The 15,761-nt window shown below is 48.8% G+C and carries 13 protein-coding genes and 1 riboswitch; of the genes, 12 read left to right on the forward strand and 1 reads right to left on the reverse strand.

The genetic code is table 11. The annotated features are described in order from the left end of the window. Positions 1-1,210: nitrite/sulfite reductase (locus B4H10_RS06370; protein ID WP_292018460.1), on the reverse strand; the 1,210-nt coding region annotated here is incomplete at its 3' end. A 182-nt stretch (positions 1,211-1,392) separates the two neighbouring features. On the opposite strand from B4H10_RS06370, the gene B4H10_RS06375 reads away from it, so the two are divergent. The 12 genes from B4H10_RS06375 (at position 1,393) to B4H10_RS06430 (ending at position 15,750) form a co-directional block, all read left to right on the forward strand. Continuing rightward, the gene (locus B4H10_RS06375; RefSeq protein ID WP_059077459.1) at positions 1,393-2,223 is read left to right on the forward strand and encodes a sugar phosphate isomerase/epimerase family protein; all 831 of its coding nucleotides are present in this window, start codon (positions 1,393-1,395) and stop codon (positions 2,221-2,223) included. Next, positions 2,165-3,190: an ABC transporter substrate-binding protein gene (locus B4H10_RS06380; RefSeq protein WP_292018461.1), complete on the forward strand. Its 1,026-nt coding sequence runs from the start codon at positions 2,165-2,167 to the stop codon at positions 3,188-3,190. Before B4H10_RS06375 ends, B4H10_RS06380 begins: the two co-directional genes overlap by 59 nt. 13 nt (positions 3,191-3,203) lie before the next feature. Next, complete coding sequence (locus B4H10_RS06385; protein WP_292018462.1) at positions 3,204-4,931, forward strand: ABC transporter permease; 1,728 nt, start codon at positions 3,204-3,206, stop codon at positions 4,929-4,931. After that, positions 4,876-5,904: an ABC transporter ATP-binding protein gene (locus tag B4H10_RS06390; protein WP_292018463.1), complete on the forward strand. Its 1,029-nt coding sequence runs from the start codon at positions 4,876-4,878 to the stop codon at positions 5,902-5,904. Before B4H10_RS06385 ends, B4H10_RS06390 begins: the two co-directional genes overlap by 56 nt. Before the next feature lie 14 nt (positions 5,905-5,918). Further along, positions 5,919-6,668, forward strand: a complete 750-nt coding sequence (locus B4H10_RS06395) for a phosphatase (RefSeq protein WP_292018464.1) — start codon at positions 5,919-5,921, stop codon at positions 6,666-6,668. A gap of 170 nt (positions 6,669-6,838) precedes the next feature. Beyond that, positions 6,839-8,464 carry an EamA family transporter gene (locus tag B4H10_RS06400; protein ID WP_292018465.1) on the forward strand — a complete coding sequence of 542 codons (1,626 nt, stop codon included), beginning with the start codon at positions 6,839-6,841 and terminating at the stop codon, positions 8,462-8,464. A gap of 98 nt (positions 8,465-8,562) precedes the next feature. Continuing rightward, positions 8,563-8,665: riboswitch (SAM riboswitch) on the forward strand. Between the two features lie 81 nt (positions 8,666-8,746). Further along, positions 8,747-9,937, forward strand: coding sequence for a methionine adenosyltransferase (gene metK / locus B4H10_RS06405; protein ID WP_059077464.1), 1,191 nt, complete (start codon positions 8,747-8,749; stop codon positions 9,935-9,937). Positions 9,938-10,088: 151 nt separating this feature from the next. Then, on the forward strand, positions 10,089-10,268 hold the full coding sequence (rpsU, locus tag B4H10_RS06410) for a 30S ribosomal protein S21 (protein ID WP_059077465.1): 180 nt from the start codon (positions 10,089-10,091) through the stop codon (positions 10,266-10,268). Positions 10,269-10,293: 25 nt separating this feature from the next. Beyond that, the gene (locus B4H10_RS06415; RefSeq protein ID WP_059077466.1) at positions 10,294-10,746 is read left to right on the forward strand and encodes a GatB/YqeY domain-containing protein; all 453 of its coding nucleotides are present in this window, start codon (positions 10,294-10,296) and stop codon (positions 10,744-10,746) included. A 154-nt stretch (positions 10,747-10,900) separates the two neighbouring features. Next, positions 10,901-12,802 carry a glutamine synthetase gene (locus tag B4H10_RS06420; RefSeq protein ID WP_075582325.1) on the forward strand — a complete coding sequence of 634 codons (1,902 nt, stop codon included), beginning with the start codon at positions 10,901-10,903 and terminating at the stop codon, positions 12,800-12,802. A gap of 332 nt (positions 12,803-13,134) precedes the next feature. Further along, positions 13,135-14,628: an SPFH domain-containing protein gene (locus B4H10_RS06425; RefSeq protein ID WP_113855972.1), complete on the forward strand. Its 1,494-nt coding sequence runs from the start codon at positions 13,135-13,137 to the stop codon at positions 14,626-14,628. Positions 14,629-14,649: 21 nt separating this feature from the next. Further along, entirely contained in the window at positions 14,650-15,750 is a 1,101-nt protein-coding gene (locus tag B4H10_RS06430) for an IBR domain-containing protein (protein WP_059077469.1), read from the forward strand. Positions 15,751-15,761 lie beyond the last annotated feature (11 nt).

A 15,761-nucleotide genomic window follows, 5' to 3' on the forward strand; every position in this document is an offset into this window, starting at 1 on the left:
GGACGAATGTACCGTGCGAATCGCGCAATCCCTGCTGGCATACCGTTGCGCCGATGCAGCTGACCGACTGTTCAAACGGTGTCCGTGCCGTATCACTTATGGTAATATCCGCTATCACCCGGGCTTCCGGGGCAGTCAGATTGATAATATATGCTGTTTCATCAGCGTTGAGCCGGATTTCGACATCATCCATAGCTGAAAGTGCCGTAAGAAGACGGGTGAATACAGTCATATCCGGCGTACCGCCCAGGGGCTTGTAGGCTACATAGTACAGGCCGGGCTGTTTTTGTTTTCCTATGCGCGGGTCAGATAATATACGATCGTCGGCACTGCCTTTTGTCACCGGTGGCTGCAGTTCAATCGTCAGTCTGTAATCTCCTTCAGAGCGGACTTTCCTGACGGCGTCCTGCACAGCCTTACGGAACGCATCTTCTCCCATGGCTTCCAGAATAAAGCGGGAACGATTGCGGCCGCGGTGTTCATAATCACCGTATTTCATGTAAATATCACGGGCATAGGCAAAAATGTAGTAAGAAATATCTAGGGGATCGATACCGTGGTCGATGAGAATGCCAAAGCGGGAGCCATTGACGCCAAAACCTCCGCCGGCAAAGACATCGAATGTGTGATCCGGACGGGCTACGAATCCCAGGTCTTTGAACGTTGCATGTCCTTCATTGTCGAGGCCGTTTGAAAAGCTGATTTTAAATTTGCGGGGAAGGTTCAGCCTGGGCATGAGATTGATGACGAAGTGGGAAGCTGCTTCGATATAAGGGGTCATATCAAAATATTCACCCTGTTCGACGCCGTGGAGAGGGCTGGCCGTTATATTACGCGGATTATCACTGCCAGCGCCATAACAGTATATGCCGGCATTGAAGCATTCCTGATATAAAGCAAGAAGGTTTTCTTCAGATAAATGATGAATCTGGAGAGCTTCGCCTGTCGTGAAATGAATCAGGTCTAAGGGATACCGCCCGAGTATATCTTTTAAAAAGAGAATATGTTTTTTCCGGATGGCACCGCCGGAAAAGCGCAGACGCAGCATAGAACTCTGCCCGCCCCGTTCACCATAGCTTCCAAACTTGCCAGACGTGCCCTTGTATTTGGCAGGCGGCAGCTCTTTGGCATAGAAAGCATGGCAGGCTTCTTTAAACAGAGGGAAGCGGCCCTGTATTTCTGATTTCGTTTCCTGGGAAATTTCGGTCATGGAAAAGCTCCTTTCGAAAAAGAAAGTGTAATACTGAACATAGTATACCAGAATCCCCGATGTGTGGATATACCAGAATTTTCCATAGAAGTAAAAAGTTTTACATAGAAGCAACGGGATGTATAGGAAATCTTTACAAAGGTGATTCACAATGGGTATGTTCGTGCAGAAGGAGGGGTTATATGAAGCAAGTTTTTTTCTCTTCCACGCTGATGTGGAGTGCACCATTGCAGGATATGGCACAGATTGTCCGGGAACATCAGCTGGCAGGGATAGAAGTATGGGCACAGCATTTTTTCTATCATCAGTACGACCGGAATGTTTATAGAGAATATGCCAGGAAATTCCAGATGAAAACTTTTGTGCACAGCTGCAGCTGGGATCTGAACCTGGCTTCACTCAATGAGGGAATACGGCAGGCTTCTGTTCAGGAAGTCATAGCTTCGCTGCATCTGGCCAGAGACCTGGAAGCTTCTGAAGTGACGGTTCATCCTGGACATATGACTATGCCATTCTGGCCCAGAACCAGCGTGGCCCTGTTTCATCAATCGCTGGAACAGATTGCCGAAGCATCTCATGTTTTAGCAATCCCCGTATCACTGGAAATTATGGAGAAGATTCCGAAAGAGTTCGTCACATCTGTTGAGGCTATGGAGAACGCAGCAGGAGATTTGTTTGATGCATTTTATTATACGCTGGATACGGCCCATTGTGACAGCACGGCGGAAATCCGTCGCATATTGAATGAGATGCCACGGCTGTCTAAGATACATATCAGCAACCGTCAGGGTCCCGTATATCATACGCCCCTTAGGGAAGGAGATTATGACTTCATGAAACTGCTGCCCGTTTTATACAGCCGGCAGCTGCCACTGGTCGTAGAAGGGTTTGATGCCGGTACCGGTTATACGATATTACACAAAAATCTTGATTTTTTACATGAGGAGGAACAACATGAATACATGGATAAAAAAAACCTGCGGTCTCTTACTGACCGGTGTTACGCTGTTTAGTCTTGCAGGCTGCGGAGGAAGCGGGGAACAGTCATCGGCTGCCAAAGACGACCTTAAAGGGGAAGTCGTCCTCTATACGTCCCAGCCGGAAAAAGATGCCCAGAAGCTGATAGAAGCGTTTAACAAGGAACATCCTGATGTCAAAGTCAGTGTATTCCGGTCCGGTACGGAAGAAGTCATCAGTAAAGTCATGGCAGAACAATCGGCCGGCGATATCAAAGCAGATGTGCTGCTGGTCGCCGATAATGTAACCTTTGAATCCCTGAAAAATAAAGATATGCTGGAAGCCTATGAATCGCCAGAACTGTCCGATATTCCCAGTCAGTTCATCGATAAGGACCACATGTATACGGGAACGAAAGTCATTACGACGGGCATTATGGTCAATACGGATAAAGCCAAAGAACAGCCGGCTGCTTTTGCCGATTTGACAAAACCGGCTATGAAAGACGAAGTATCCATGCCGAGTCCGCTATATTCCGGCGCGGCTGCCTATAACCTGAGCCTGCTTACCCGGACAAACGGCCTTGGCTGGGACTGGTATAATGCCCTGAAAGCCAATGGCGTTAAAGTCGATAAGGGAAATGGTTCCGTTCAGAAAGCTGTCGTTTCTGGTGAAAAAGCTTACGGTATCGTTGCCGATTTCATGGCTAACCGGTCACGGAAAGACGGAGCGCCTGTCACCTTCATTTATCCGTCGGAAGGATCTCCTGCCGTAACCGAACCAATCGGTCTGGTAAAGAATGCCAAACATAAAAAAGCAGCCCAGGCTTTTATCGATTTCGTACTGTCCCGAAAGGGACAGGAACTGGCTGCCAGCATCGGATATACGCCGATTAAAGAAGGAGTCGCTGCTCCGGAAGGTTTGAAATCGATTACGGATATCCATGTACTGTCTGGCGACGTGACGACACTCTTTACCAACCGTGAAGCCGATAAAAAACAGTTCAGCAGCATCTTCTCATAAAGGGGGACTTCCATTGTTATCCTCAAAGATACAGCGGCCGATAGTACGCCTGGTGTTCTACAGCCTTCTGTGTTTTGTCTTTGTGGCCCCGGTCCTGCGCCTCTGCGTCATGAGTTTTCATGGCGCAGATGGCTATAGTCTGGCCAATTTTATTACCTTGTTCCATGACCAGCGGACGTGGGAAGCCATAAAAAATACATTGATCATTTCCATTGCGTCGACGATTATGGCTGCCTTTGTGGGCAGTTTCCTTGCTTTTGTGTCAGCCTATACCAATATCCGTCACAAAAAGCTGCTGGAACTGCTCATTCTCATGCCGTTCATTATCCCGTCTTATATCGTGACGCTGTCCTGGTCAGGCCTTTTGCTGAAGCAAGGCCATATTAATACGTTTGTGACATCACTGGGGCTTGCCCCGCTCGATTTATACAGTCTGACCGGCATATGGGTTGTCCTGGGGTTCATCAATATTCCCGTTGTCTACCTCAGCGTCGTCCACATGCTGCGCAAGATACCTGCAGAGATGGAATGGGCCTCCCGGGCCTGCGGCTTTACTATCTGGCAGACTATATGGCGCATTGACCTGCGGGAAGTCTGGCCAGCTATCGCCAGTGGCAGCCTGCTGGCATTCCTGGCTGCTATTGATAACTTTGCCGTGCCGGCCTTTCTGGGCATTTCATCGGGGATTCCCGTACTCAGTACGTACATCTACGAAAAGGCCATCAGTTTCGGACCCGATGCATTTCCCATGGCAGCCGCATTGTCTGTCCTGTTATCGTGCATCGCCATTGGCGGGACACTGTTGGAAAGCTGTTTTGTTCATAGCCGCAGTGCTATGGAATCCATCAAAGAAGATTTCCAGCCCCGCATCATCCTGAACGGCAGCAGACGAAAGATTTTGGAGTGGGGTGTCATGGGTCTGCTCAGTATTCTCAACTTCGTTCCGTTGGCTGATATGATTCTCAACGCATTCTTGAAAAATTATGGTCTTGCCTTGACTTATAGCAATATATCGCTGCGTAATTTTTCCTTTGTCTTTACCAACACGGGCGTTCTTACAGCCGTCCGCAATAGCCTGATTCTGGCACTGGTCACCTGTCTGGTATGCATCGTGATCGGTACGGTCCTGGCATTCCGTCAAGTGCGCCGCCATAGTCTGGCCGCTGCAATTGCTGAAAAATGCTCAGCCCTGACCTATGCACTGCCGGGCATTGTCCTGGCTCTGGCCATGATTTTCCAGTGGACGGAACCGCTCCCCGGGGTCCGGCCCCAGCTCTATGGGACAATCTACATCCTGCTGTTTGCGTACATCACGCGTTACCTGATTCTTCAGATAAAGAGCAGTAAAACTGCACTGAATGCCATTAATCCCGAACTGGAGGATGCTGTCCGTGCCAGCGGCGGTTCTATGCTGTCAGTCTGGCGCTATGTGCTGGTGCCCCTGCTGATGAGGCCTGTCCTTTCCGGTTCGTTTCTCATATTCGGCCTGTCCCTGACCGAACTAACCTTATCGTCTATTCTGGCCAGTGCCGGTACAAAGACCATCGGCCTTACGATTTTCAGTTTTCAGCAGGCCGGCGATTACAGCCTGTCGGCGGCCATGTCCACCGTCGTCGTATTACTGCTCCTTGGCGGATATATGCTGGCCTGGGCTACATCTTTAAAAAAGAAGGAGAAAAACGTGTATGAGCTTGTATCTCGAACACATAAAACAGAAATTCGGCAGCACGCCAGTGCTTAATGATATTAATCTGGTTATCAGACCGTCAGAATTCCTTGCTATCCTCGGCCCGTCCGGTTGTGGCAAGACGACATTGCTGCGGATTATCGGCGGCTTCCTGAAACCTACCTCTGGCACAGTACGCCTCGATGGCACGGTCTATTCTGATTCATCAGTCATGGTTCCCATTGAAAACAGAGACCTTGGCATGGTGTTCCAGTCCTTTGCCCTGTGGCCACACATGACTGTGCGGGAACATGTGGAATTTCCTCTGAAGAGCCGTAAAAAAGCAGGCTGGCCGGCAGAGAAAAAAGAAGCCGCTGTCGCCCAGGCCATCCATGATATGGGACTCGATGCATTGGCCGACCGCTATCCCGGGGAACTGTCCGGCGGCCAGCGCCAGCGCGTATCCCTGGCCCGGGCTATCGTCAGCAAGCCGTCCATCCTGCTTATGGATGAACCTCTGAGTGCTCTCGATGCCGAACTTAAAATCAATATGCGCAAAGAAATCCAGGACATACACCGCCGTACGGGCGCCATTATCATATACGTCACGCACGATCAGAGCGAAGCCCTGGCCATGGCAGACCGCATTCTGGTCATGCGTTACGGCGTCATCGAACAACTGGGAACACCGGAAGAAATTTATACTCACCCGGAAAGCGAATTCGTCGCTACCTTCGTCAGCAAATGTAATCTCCTTCATGGCACCTGGCAGGGGAGTGATTTTCATGTGGCGGGACATCCTTTCGTATATCCTGATACGGGTATTGCCTATCCGCTAAAAGAAAAAGGTCTCTATCCCGTCCGGCCGGAACAATTCCATATCACCTATGATGGGCCGGGACTGGAAGCGACCATAACGAACCGGCAGTTTCACGGCAGGGAAATACACTACGCCGTCACCTGTGGTAAAGAAGAATTCCAAGTTTTTGCCCGGTCAGGAGAAGTATTTTTCCCCGGCGAATCGGTACGGCTCGTATTTACGGCGTGAAAAGAGGAAAGCATATGAATTTTTTATTTGATCTGCATACCCATACGCTGGCCAGTGGCCACGCCTATGGTTCCTTTACGGATAATATCGCTGCGGCCAGGAAACGGGGCCTCTGGGGTCTAGGGGTATCAGAACATTCCAGTTCCATGCCCGGTGCGCCGCAGCCTATCTTTTTTACCAATTTTAAAGTAATCCCTGACATCATCGATGGACTGCACGTCTTTACAGGAATGGAACTAAATATTATTGATTATGATGGACGTGTCGATATGGAAGAACGCATATTGCAGAAAGTCGATTACGTCATTGCCAGTCTCCACAAAGACTGCATCCAGTCCGGATCGGTAGAGGAGAACACATCGGCACTTATCGAGGCTATGAAAAATCCCTATGTTAAAATTCTGGGGCATCCTGACGATGACCGCTTTCCTGTTGATTATAAAAAACTCGTAGAGGCGGCTTCCCACGAACATATTGCCATGGAAATCAATAATAGTTCTGCTTCGCCACGTAACGGGCGTACCGGTGCAGAAAAAAATATTCCTGTGCTGCTGAAATATTGTCAGCAGTACCAGGTTCCTGTCATTGCCGGCAGTGACGCACATATATGGCTCGATGTCGGAGATTTGCAGCGGTCGGACGCCTTTTTACAAAATGCCCGTTTTCCCGGATCTCTCGTTCTGAATGCGACGAAAGAAGGCTTATTATACGTCCTCAACGATACGCCGAGACGGAAGCGGCTTGCTGCCAGCCTGTCTGAATAGATGGTGTAGTGAACACCGGGAAGTATAAAAAAACAAAAGAATGGGATGGAAAAGTGTAGCACCTTTTTATATTGCAACGCTTATCGAGCGGGTATATAATGAGACTTGCTTTAATGGTTTGATGTATCATTTCATTTAAAAGCAGTAATGTATGAAGAGGAGGCTTTTCTATGTCATCTAAATTAGGCACAATCTGTATTGTGCTGACAGCACTGGCCTTCGGGACCATGGAAATCTCGTTGAAAATCGCTGGCACTGCTTTTACTCCCTTTCAATTGACCTTTCTTCGTTTTCTCGTCGGTGGTCTGCTGTTGATGCCTCTGGCACTGCGGGATATGAAGAAGCGCCATATCCATCTGAATCGTTCTGATATAGCCTATCTGGCTGTGCTGGGGCTGGTCAATATCTGTTTCAGCATGATTTTGTTCCAGATTGGGGTCAATATGGCCAATGCCGGCCTTGCGGCTATCGTTTTTTCCAGTAATCCTGTCTTTGTCATGATTTTTTCGTATTTTATTATTCATGAAGCATTTACCCGCAAAAAGGCAATTACCCTGGTCCTGAGTATCGTCGGTCTGATTATCGTAGCCAATCCCGTAGCCATTATCGAAAGCGGCAATTTCGGGCTGCTCGTTTCGGCTGCGGCAGCTGTTTCCTTTGCCCTCTATACGACACTTGGTAAGCTGCGTATTGCCAAATTGGGCGGCAATGTAGAAAATGCCTTCAGTTTCCTTCTGGGCTGCTTTTTCCTGTTCTTTATCCTCCTGTTTCACGGCGATCCTATCCTGGGCGGCATCAATTCCCGTACTATCTGGCCGCTCATTTATTGCTCCCTCGTCGTTACCGGTTTCGGGTACCTGTGCTTCATGAAAGCAATTGAACTGACTGGCCCTTCTAATGCATCTTTTGCCTTCTTCATTAAACCAGTCATCGCGTTGATCCTGTCGGCGATTATTCTGTCGGAACCGATTACGATGAACGCTGTCATCGGTCTGGTTCTCATCCTTCTGGGCTGCACCATGGCAGGGCCTATCGAACATCTCCTGTTCCGCCATCATGCGGTCGGTGAAATCGAAGGGCGTAAAAATCATCCGGCATGGATACGGGAAAATGCAGAATGCCCGCTGGTCATCACTATTTCCCGGGAATTTGGCAGTGGTGGCCGCAATATAGGCAAACTCGTAGCCCGCAAGCTGGGCGTGCCCTACTATGACACGGCTATTCTCAATATGACACGGAAAGAACATCCCCAGACATTCGAAGCCTGGCGCAAGGAAAAAGACCAGCATCTCGGTCCGCTCCTGGCTAAAGTCTACGATGATTACGTCCATTATTCGACAGGGTATGAGTCGAAGCGGCAGGAGATGTTTAATGATGAATCCGATGTCATCCGGGAACTAACCAACGGCAAATCCTGCGTTATCGTCGGGCGGCTGGCAAACTATATTCTGCGCAAGCGTCCCAATACATTTAATGTATTTATTTCTTCTGATCCGGACTGGGCTGTGCAGCGCATCATGCTGCGCGAACACGTCGATGCCGATACGGCTATGAAAATCCGCAACCGCGTCAACAAGGAACGGCGCGACCACTGCATGTATTGTACTGATTCCTACTGGGGATATGGGGCCAATTACGATATGAGCCTGAAATCCAGCGATTACGGTGTCGTAAAGACAGCAGACCTCATCCTGGCAGCAGCACAGCATCGTCTTACCATTTCGAAAGACGAACTCAATCCTGTTACAAAGGACAATGCCCGGGATGAAAAGACAACAGCTGTGCCCAAAGCCTGATACGGTATAGGTGTTACCGGGCAGGGAAAATTTCTTTTGAAAAAGACTTGCATTATCCTGCTATATCGGGTATACTATCTTACGTCAAATAAAATATAGTTCCATCAAGAGACGGCGGAGGGACTGGCCCTGTGATGCCGCAGCAACCTTCATCTATTGAAAGGTGCTAAATCCAACAGTGTATATACTGGCAGATGGGTATACGTAGCCCCCTCTTGTCAGAGAGGGCTTTTTTTTACATACGTATCAAATGGAACTAAAAAAGTTAAGGAGGATATACAAATGGCTAAAAACCGCGAATTCTTTACTTCTGAATCCGTTACTGAAGGTCATCCTGATAAGATGGCTGACCAGATTTCCGACAGCATCCTTGATGCCATCCTGGCAAAAGACAAAAATGCCCGCGTTGCCTGCGAAACGCTGGTAACGACTGGCATGGTCCATGTCGTAGGTGAAATTTCCACTACCTGTTATGTCGATATTCCACATATCGTCCGCGAAACAATCCGTGAAATCGGTTACACGCGGGCTAAATACGGCTTTGACTGCGATACATGCGGCATCCTCGTATCCCTTGACGAACAGTCTTCAGATATTGCTATGGGCGTCGATGAAGCTATGGAAGCAAAAGAAGGGCAGAAGGATAAATTTGATATGATTGGTGCCGGTGACCAGGGTATGATGTTCGGCTACGCTACTAATGAAACGGACGATTACATGCCACTGCCGATTTCCCTGGCACACCGTCTGGCACGCCGCCTGGCAAAAGTCCGTAAGGATGGCACGCTGTCTTATCTCCGTCCCGATGGAAAGACACAGGTCACGGTCGAATACGATGACGGCAAACCGGTCCGTATCGACACCATTGTTATTTCGGCACAGCACAGTCCGGAAGTAACACGTGACCAGATTGAAAAAGATCTCCTCGAATACGTCATCAAGCCGGAACTTCCTGAAGGCCTGTTCGATGACAAGACAAAACTGTATATTAATCCGACGGGACGGTTCGTCATCGGCGGCCCTCAGGGTGATTCGGGCCTCACGGGACGGAAAATCATCGTCGATACGTACGGTGGCATGGCCCGTCATGGCGGCGGATGCTTCTCCGGCAAGGACCCCACAAAAGTCGACCGTTCGGCCGCTTATGCAGCCCGTTATGTAGCCAAGAATATTGTTGCCGCGGGACTGGCTGATAAGGTCGAAATCCAGCTGGCTTATGCCATAGGCGTTGCCCGCCCTGTTTCTATCCACGTTGAAACGTTCGGTACAGGCAAGGTCGATAACGATGTCATCGTCAGCCTGATCAATAAACACTTTGATCTCCGCCCGGCCGGCATCATCGAAATGCTCGACCTGCAGCGTCCGATTTACAAACAGACCGCTGCTTATGGTCACTTTGGCCGCAACGATCTGGATCTTCCCTGGGAAAAGACCGATAAGGCCGATATCCTCCGTAAAGAAGCCGGATTATAATAGGCAATCATCCTTGATGTCTGCCTGAGGAAAGTGTATGACTTCACTTTCTACAGTACTTTACGGATTGACAAATATGCTCTTTTTGAGTATAATTTCAATGTGTGCAGTAAAGCACTCCCTAACATACATTTGGAGGGAGGGATATAGAATGGCAGAAATCAAAGTTGGTAAAAATGAATCCTTGGACAGCGCACTGCGCCGTTTCAAACGTTCTTGCCAAAAAGCAGGTGTTCTTTCCGAAGTCCGGAAACGCGAACACTATGAAAAACCGAGCGTACGGAGAAAGAAAAAATCTGAAGCAGCACGGAAACGGAAGTATAGAGCATAATCGCAAAGAGTAGAAGGGTGATATCATGTCTCTGAAAGAAGAACTGCTTCAAGATATGAAAACGGCAATGAAAGCGAAAGAAGCTGGTAAGACGGCTCTTTCCGTCATACGCATGGTCCGTAATTCCATTAGAAATACGGAAATCAATGGTAAATGCGAACTGGATGATGCCGGTGTGGCAGCAGTCATTGCCAAAGAAATGAAACAGCGCAAAGAATCGCTGGCTGAATTTGAAAAAGCCGGCCGTACTGACCTGGCAGACCAGACAAAGGCTGAAATGGCCGTTCTGGAAAAGTATATGCCAAAACAGCTGACGGAAGATGAAGTTGCGCAAATCGTCCGTGACACCATTGCCGGGCAGGATGCGTCGTCTCTTAAGATGGGCGATGTCATGAAGCTCGTCATGCCGAAAGTCAAGGGCAAAGCCGACGGGAAGGTCGTTTCCCAGACCGTCAAAAAAATCTTACAAAACAAGTAGTGAATTTATCATAAATCGCTTGACAAATCCGCTGATTGATTGTAATATTTAACCATGATTTAGACAACAAAATAAGTCATGAATCAAGTCAAAGAAGACTTCAAACCAAATTTTAGGGGAGAAGTCTTTTTTATTTGTTAAGGAGGAATTGGGTATGGTAAAAGAAGATTTAGTTTATGTCATTCCTGCAGGTCAGTATGGTAAAGAAGGGGTATTGGCCCTGCTCGAACAGCATCCGGAAATCAAATTTGTATCTCTCGTCGGCGTCGATCTCGCCGGCAATGATACAGATGAAAAGATTCCTATTTCTACGTTCTTTGATGACTATGATGATTTCTTCAATGCAACGGCTTTCCAGACAGATGGTTCTTCCGTCGTCCTGCCGGGCATTGCAACGCTTTCCAATGCCCGTGTTGATATCAAGGCTGACCCCGGTGTAAACTGGTTCGTCGATTATAACGATGGCAACATCGATTATGCAACAGGCAAGCCGGTTGGTACTCTCCGTATCCCCAGCTTTCTGCGTCATGCAACGGGCTATATCGATTCCCGTTCCATTCTCCGCAACACATTGAATTATGTTAATGATGAACTTCTGGCAGTCATCAAAAAATACGGCGTCAAAGGCCTGACCATTAATACTGACGATATCGAAAAAATCGTATTTACGACGGCAACCGAACTGGAATTCTGGGTCAAGACCCCGAGCCAGGAAGTGGCAACACGCAGCCTTTCCGTTACACAGAAACTGCAGGAATCGTATTGGCAGCGTACACACGGCGTAGTCCGTACAGCTTTGGAACAGGCTGTTGAACGCCTCCGTCTCTATGGCCTCGAACCAGAAATGGGTCATAAAGAAGTCGGTGGTATCAAAGCCCAGATTGATGATTCCGGTAATCTGATTTACGTTCTCGAACAGCTCGAAATCGACTGGAAATACACAGGCGATCCCGTACAGACGGCTGATAACGAAATCCAGGCCCGTGTCATCGTCCGTGAAGTATTCCGTGAAAATGGTCTTGAAGTTACGTTCCAGGCTAAACCGATTCAGGGCGTTGCCGGCAGTGGCGAACACACCCATATCGGCATCGGTGCCATCATGAAGAACGGTAAATTCGTCAACCTCTACAATCCTGATGACATGTCCCAGGAATTCCTGTCTGCTCTCGGCTATGGTGCTATCATGGGCATCCTGAAACATTACGAAGTCATCAATCCGTTCGTTTCTTCGACAAACGATGCCCTCAATCGTCTCAAACCGGGCTTTGAAGCTCCGGTCTGCATCGTAACAGCTCTCGGTGGCGAAACACCGGCTGTACAGTCCCGTAACCGTTCGGTCCTCATCGGCCTGATCCGCAATACGATGAAACCGGCTGCTACCCGTTTCGAACTGCGTGCTCCTAACGCTTTCACTAATACTTATATTGCCATTTCCCTGTTGTATATTGCCGCTCTCGACGGTATCAAATATGCCCTGTCCAGTGGCAAGACACCGGCTGAATTATGTGCCGAACTTTCGAAGAAACCGGGCGATGACGCCGATTACCTTGAAAAAGACCGTGCATACCGCAGCGAAGTCGATGTATTTGAAGCCTTTACCGATGAAGAACGGGCTGACATGTTTGGCAAGGCTCCGAAGACCGTCTGGGAAAACTTCAAAGCTCTCGACGAATATCCGGAAAAACTGGCAGAAATTACCAAAGGTGCCTTTGAAAAACGTTTCGTAGAATCGTTTAAACTGGGTGCTCTTACCCGCTGGGCTCTGGAACTCCAGTACCGCATCATCCCGGACAACCTGGAAAAGGTCATTGCCTGCAAACAACTTCATACAGAAGCCGATTCCAACCCGCTGGAAGTTGAACGCTGGAAGATCATCAACACGCTCCGTACAGAACTGGGCCGCGATACGGAAAAGAATCTGTCTATCTTCTCCAAAATCAAAAAAGCCCTGGCTGTCAAAGATTATGATACGGCTTCCGACCTGATGGTCATCATGAACGACAAGATGGATGAATTGCTGAATCTGTATTATGAATACAGCCACAATGCATTCTAATAAACATTGCAGTCTGTGATGTAGTAATACTGCATAAAGTAAACACCTGTCTTATGGGAGAATTATCTCATAAGGCAGGTGTTTTTGCGTCGTACGGCCATTGTCTCTCAAGCGGAACAGGTATTCAGCCAAAAGAACAGAAAGTTATTTATCTAATATACGCATATTGACTGGAGAAATAAGATATTTCTATTCACAATATGTATCAATAACCTGTATTAAAGTACAGGTTATTTTTTTTCGAAATTTAGTATCCTATACGTAGATAAATAGAACTAAAAAAATAACAAAAGAATGCCCACGATGAATCATTTTGTAAAGGAGGTTGTATTATGGGTTTAATTAAAGCAGCGATGGGTGCGGCAGGTGGCGTCCTGGCCGACCAGTGGAAAGAGTTTTTCTATTGTGACAGTATGCCTGCAGACGTCCTGATGATGAAAGGGCAGAAGCGGATTAGTTCCCGTGGCCGCAGTTCCAATACGAGCGGGGAAGACAACATCATTTCTAATGGCTCGAAAATTGCCGTCAATAACGGACAGTGTATGATGATTGTCGAATCGGGCAAGGTCGTCGATCTCTGCAACGAGCCGGGCGAGTATATTTATGATAAATCTACGGAGCCATCTATTTTTACAGGTGATCTCAAGCAGGGACTCAAAGACATGTGGGGACAGATGAAGGAACGATTTACCTTTGGTGGCGATACGGGGAAAGATCAGCGTGTCTACTATTTCAACATGAAAGAACTGGTCGGTAATAAATACGGTACGCCCCAGGAAGTTCCTTTCAAGATGAAAGATCCCGATACGGGGCAGATTCTTCTGATCCGTCTGCGTTGTTTTGGCGAATATAGTTATCATATCGTCGATCCCGTCCTGTTCTATACGAATATAGCGAGCAATGTCGACGACAGGTATGAACGCAGCCAGATTGACAGCCAGTTGAAATCGGAACTGCTCAATGCGCTGCAGCCGGCTTTCGCCAGGCTGAGCGCCCAGAGGATTGACTACGTCGAACTGCCGGGACGGACGTTTGAAATCGCCGATGCCCTGAATGAGGTCCTGTCCAAACGATGGCGGGAACTGCGCGGTCTGGAAATCGTATCCTTTGGCATCAACAGTATCAAAGCTAATGAAGAAGATGAAGCGAAAATCCAGAAAGTACAGATGGGTAAGACGCTGTCAGATCCGTCCCTGGCCATGGGAGCTATGGCTGATGCCACTAGCGATTCCATGCGTATGGCCGCCCAGAATGAAGGTGCCGGCGGTGCAGCTTTTGGTTTCATGAACATGAGTATGGCCGGCAATGCCGGTGCCGGCATGTATCAGCAGATGGCTCAGCAGCAGGAGCTGATGAACCGGCGGCAACGACTGATGGACCCGCAGCAGTTCGAAGCGGAACGGGTCGTAGCTGCGCAGGCAGGCGGAGCGATGGCGGCCGGTACGGCAGGCAGCTGGACCTGCCCGCAATGCGGCACGGCGAACCAGGGCAAGTTCTGCCTCAACTGCGGAACGAAGAAACCGGAACCTAAACCGGCTGAAGGTATGTGGGACTGTGGCTGTGGACAGAAAGGCAATACGGGAAAATTCTGTGAAAATTGTGGCAAGCCCCGTCCGGAACAGAAAAAAGATGCCGATGGATGGACCTGCCCGCAGTGCGGCGCTGTCAATCAGGGCAAGTTCTGTATGGAATGCGGTACGAAAAAGCCGGCTGATGCCCCTCTTTTCAAATGCGATAAATGTGGCTGGCAGCCGCCGGATCCCCATCATCCGCCAAAATTCTGCCCTCAGTGCGGCGATCCTTTTGATGACAACGATAAACAGTGACGTATGAAATGAGGTGAGATTATGGCTAATACCTCTGTGGGATATACATGCCCCAATTGTGGAGGGCCTCTGGAATTTGCTCCTGGTACCGCCAAGGTAACCTGTCCGTATTGTGATACGGAATTCGAAGTTGCCAAAATCGAAGAATTGTTTGCAAAGCAAGAAAAGATGGCGGCAGAAGCCCAGGCTGCAAAGGAAGCTAAATGGGATACGGCAAATGCCGGCAGTGAATGGAGCGAAGACGAAGCAGCCCAACTGCAGATTTTCACTTGTTCGTCCTGTGGTGCTGAAATCGTCAGTGATAGCAATACAATGGCGACAGAATGCTGTTATTGTGGCAATCCTACCATGCTGCCCAGTCGTTTCTCGGGGATGCTCAAGCCGGACTTTGTCATCCCCTTTACAAAGACAAAAGAAGATGCCATAGCAGCATTAAATGCGTTTTATAAGGGAAAGCGGCTCCTGCCAAAAGCTTTTACGGCCCATAACCGCGTAGAAGCCATCCAGCCCATGTACGTGCCCTTCTGGCTCTTTGATTCCGAAGTGACGGCGTCGGCTGAATTCAAGGCAGAGACTGATACGGTCTATGAAACGAAAGACGAACGCATCACTGAGACCAGCGTCTACCGCTGCGACCGCAAGGGGACTATGCGCTTCCAGCGTATCCCCGTCGATGGCAGCCAGAAGATGGATGACACGTACATGGAAAGCATCGAACCTTACGATTATGATGGCATGAAAGATTTCAGCAGTGTCTACCTGACGGGATGCCTTGCCGATAAATACGATGTCGATGCTGAAGCAGCCGTACCCCGGGCAGACGAACGGGTCCGCCAGAGCGCCATCGGTGTCCTCGAAGATACCGTCGAAGGGTATGACCGGGTAGAACTCAAAGAAGATGTCATCAGCAAAGATGAAGGAGCTGTGTCCTACGCCATGGCGCCGGTGTGGATTTTGACGACGCGTTACCAGGACCAGCCGTATACCTTCATGATGAACGGCCAGACCGGCAAGATGATCGGCAGCCTGCCCTATGACAAGCAGAAAGCTAATCTGTACTGGGCCGGCAGCTCTCTGATCCTGACAGTGATTTTTTACTTCATCGCCAAGTTGTTCGTATAAGGAGGGATAGT

Source organism: Megasphaera sp. UBA4382 (assembly GCF_002391155.1).
GTDB classification, from domain to species: Bacteria; Bacillota; Negativicutes; order Veillonellales; family Megasphaeraceae; genus Megasphaera; species Megasphaera hexanoica.

What these genes read in the sequence shown, in the direction of transcription:
- B4H10_RS06375 (WP_059077459.1), top strand. Translation starts at nt 1,393, where the DNA reads ATGAAGCAAGTTTTTTTCTCTTCCACGCTGATGTGGAGTGCACCATTG.
- B4H10_RS06380 (WP_292018461.1), top strand. Translation starts at nt 2,165, where the DNA reads ATGAATACATGGATAAAAAAAACCTGCGGTCTCTTACTGACCGGTGTT.
- B4H10_RS06390 (WP_292018463.1), top strand. Translation starts at nt 4,876, where the DNA reads ATGAGCTTGTATCTCGAACACATAAAACAGAAATTCGGCAGCACGCCA.
- B4H10_RS06395 (WP_292018464.1), top strand. Translation starts at nt 5,919, where the DNA reads ATGAATTTTTTATTTGATCTGCATACCCATACGCTGGCCAGTGGCCAC.
- B4H10_RS06400 (WP_292018465.1), top strand. Translation starts at nt 6,839, where the DNA reads ATGTCATCTAAATTAGGCACAATCTGTATTGTGCTGACAGCACTGGCC.
- metK (WP_059077464.1), top strand. Translation starts at nt 8,747, where the DNA reads ATGGCTAAAAACCGCGAATTCTTTACTTCTGAATCCGTTACTGAAGGT.
- rpsU (WP_059077465.1), top strand. Translation starts at nt 10,089, where the DNA reads ATGGCAGAAATCAAAGTTGGTAAAAATGAATCCTTGGACAGCGCACTG.
- B4H10_RS06415 (WP_059077466.1), top strand. Translation starts at nt 10,294, where the DNA reads ATGTCTCTGAAAGAAGAACTGCTTCAAGATATGAAAACGGCAATGAAA.
- B4H10_RS06420 (WP_075582325.1), top strand. Translation starts at nt 10,901, where the DNA reads ATGGTAAAAGAAGATTTAGTTTATGTCATTCCTGCAGGTCAGTATGGT.
- B4H10_RS06425 (WP_113855972.1), top strand. Translation starts at nt 13,135, where the DNA reads ATGGGTTTAATTAAAGCAGCGATGGGTGCGGCAGGTGGCGTCCTGGCC.
- B4H10_RS06430 (WP_059077469.1), top strand. Translation starts at nt 14,650, where the DNA reads ATGGCTAATACCTCTGTGGGATATACATGCCCCAATTGTGGAGGGCCT.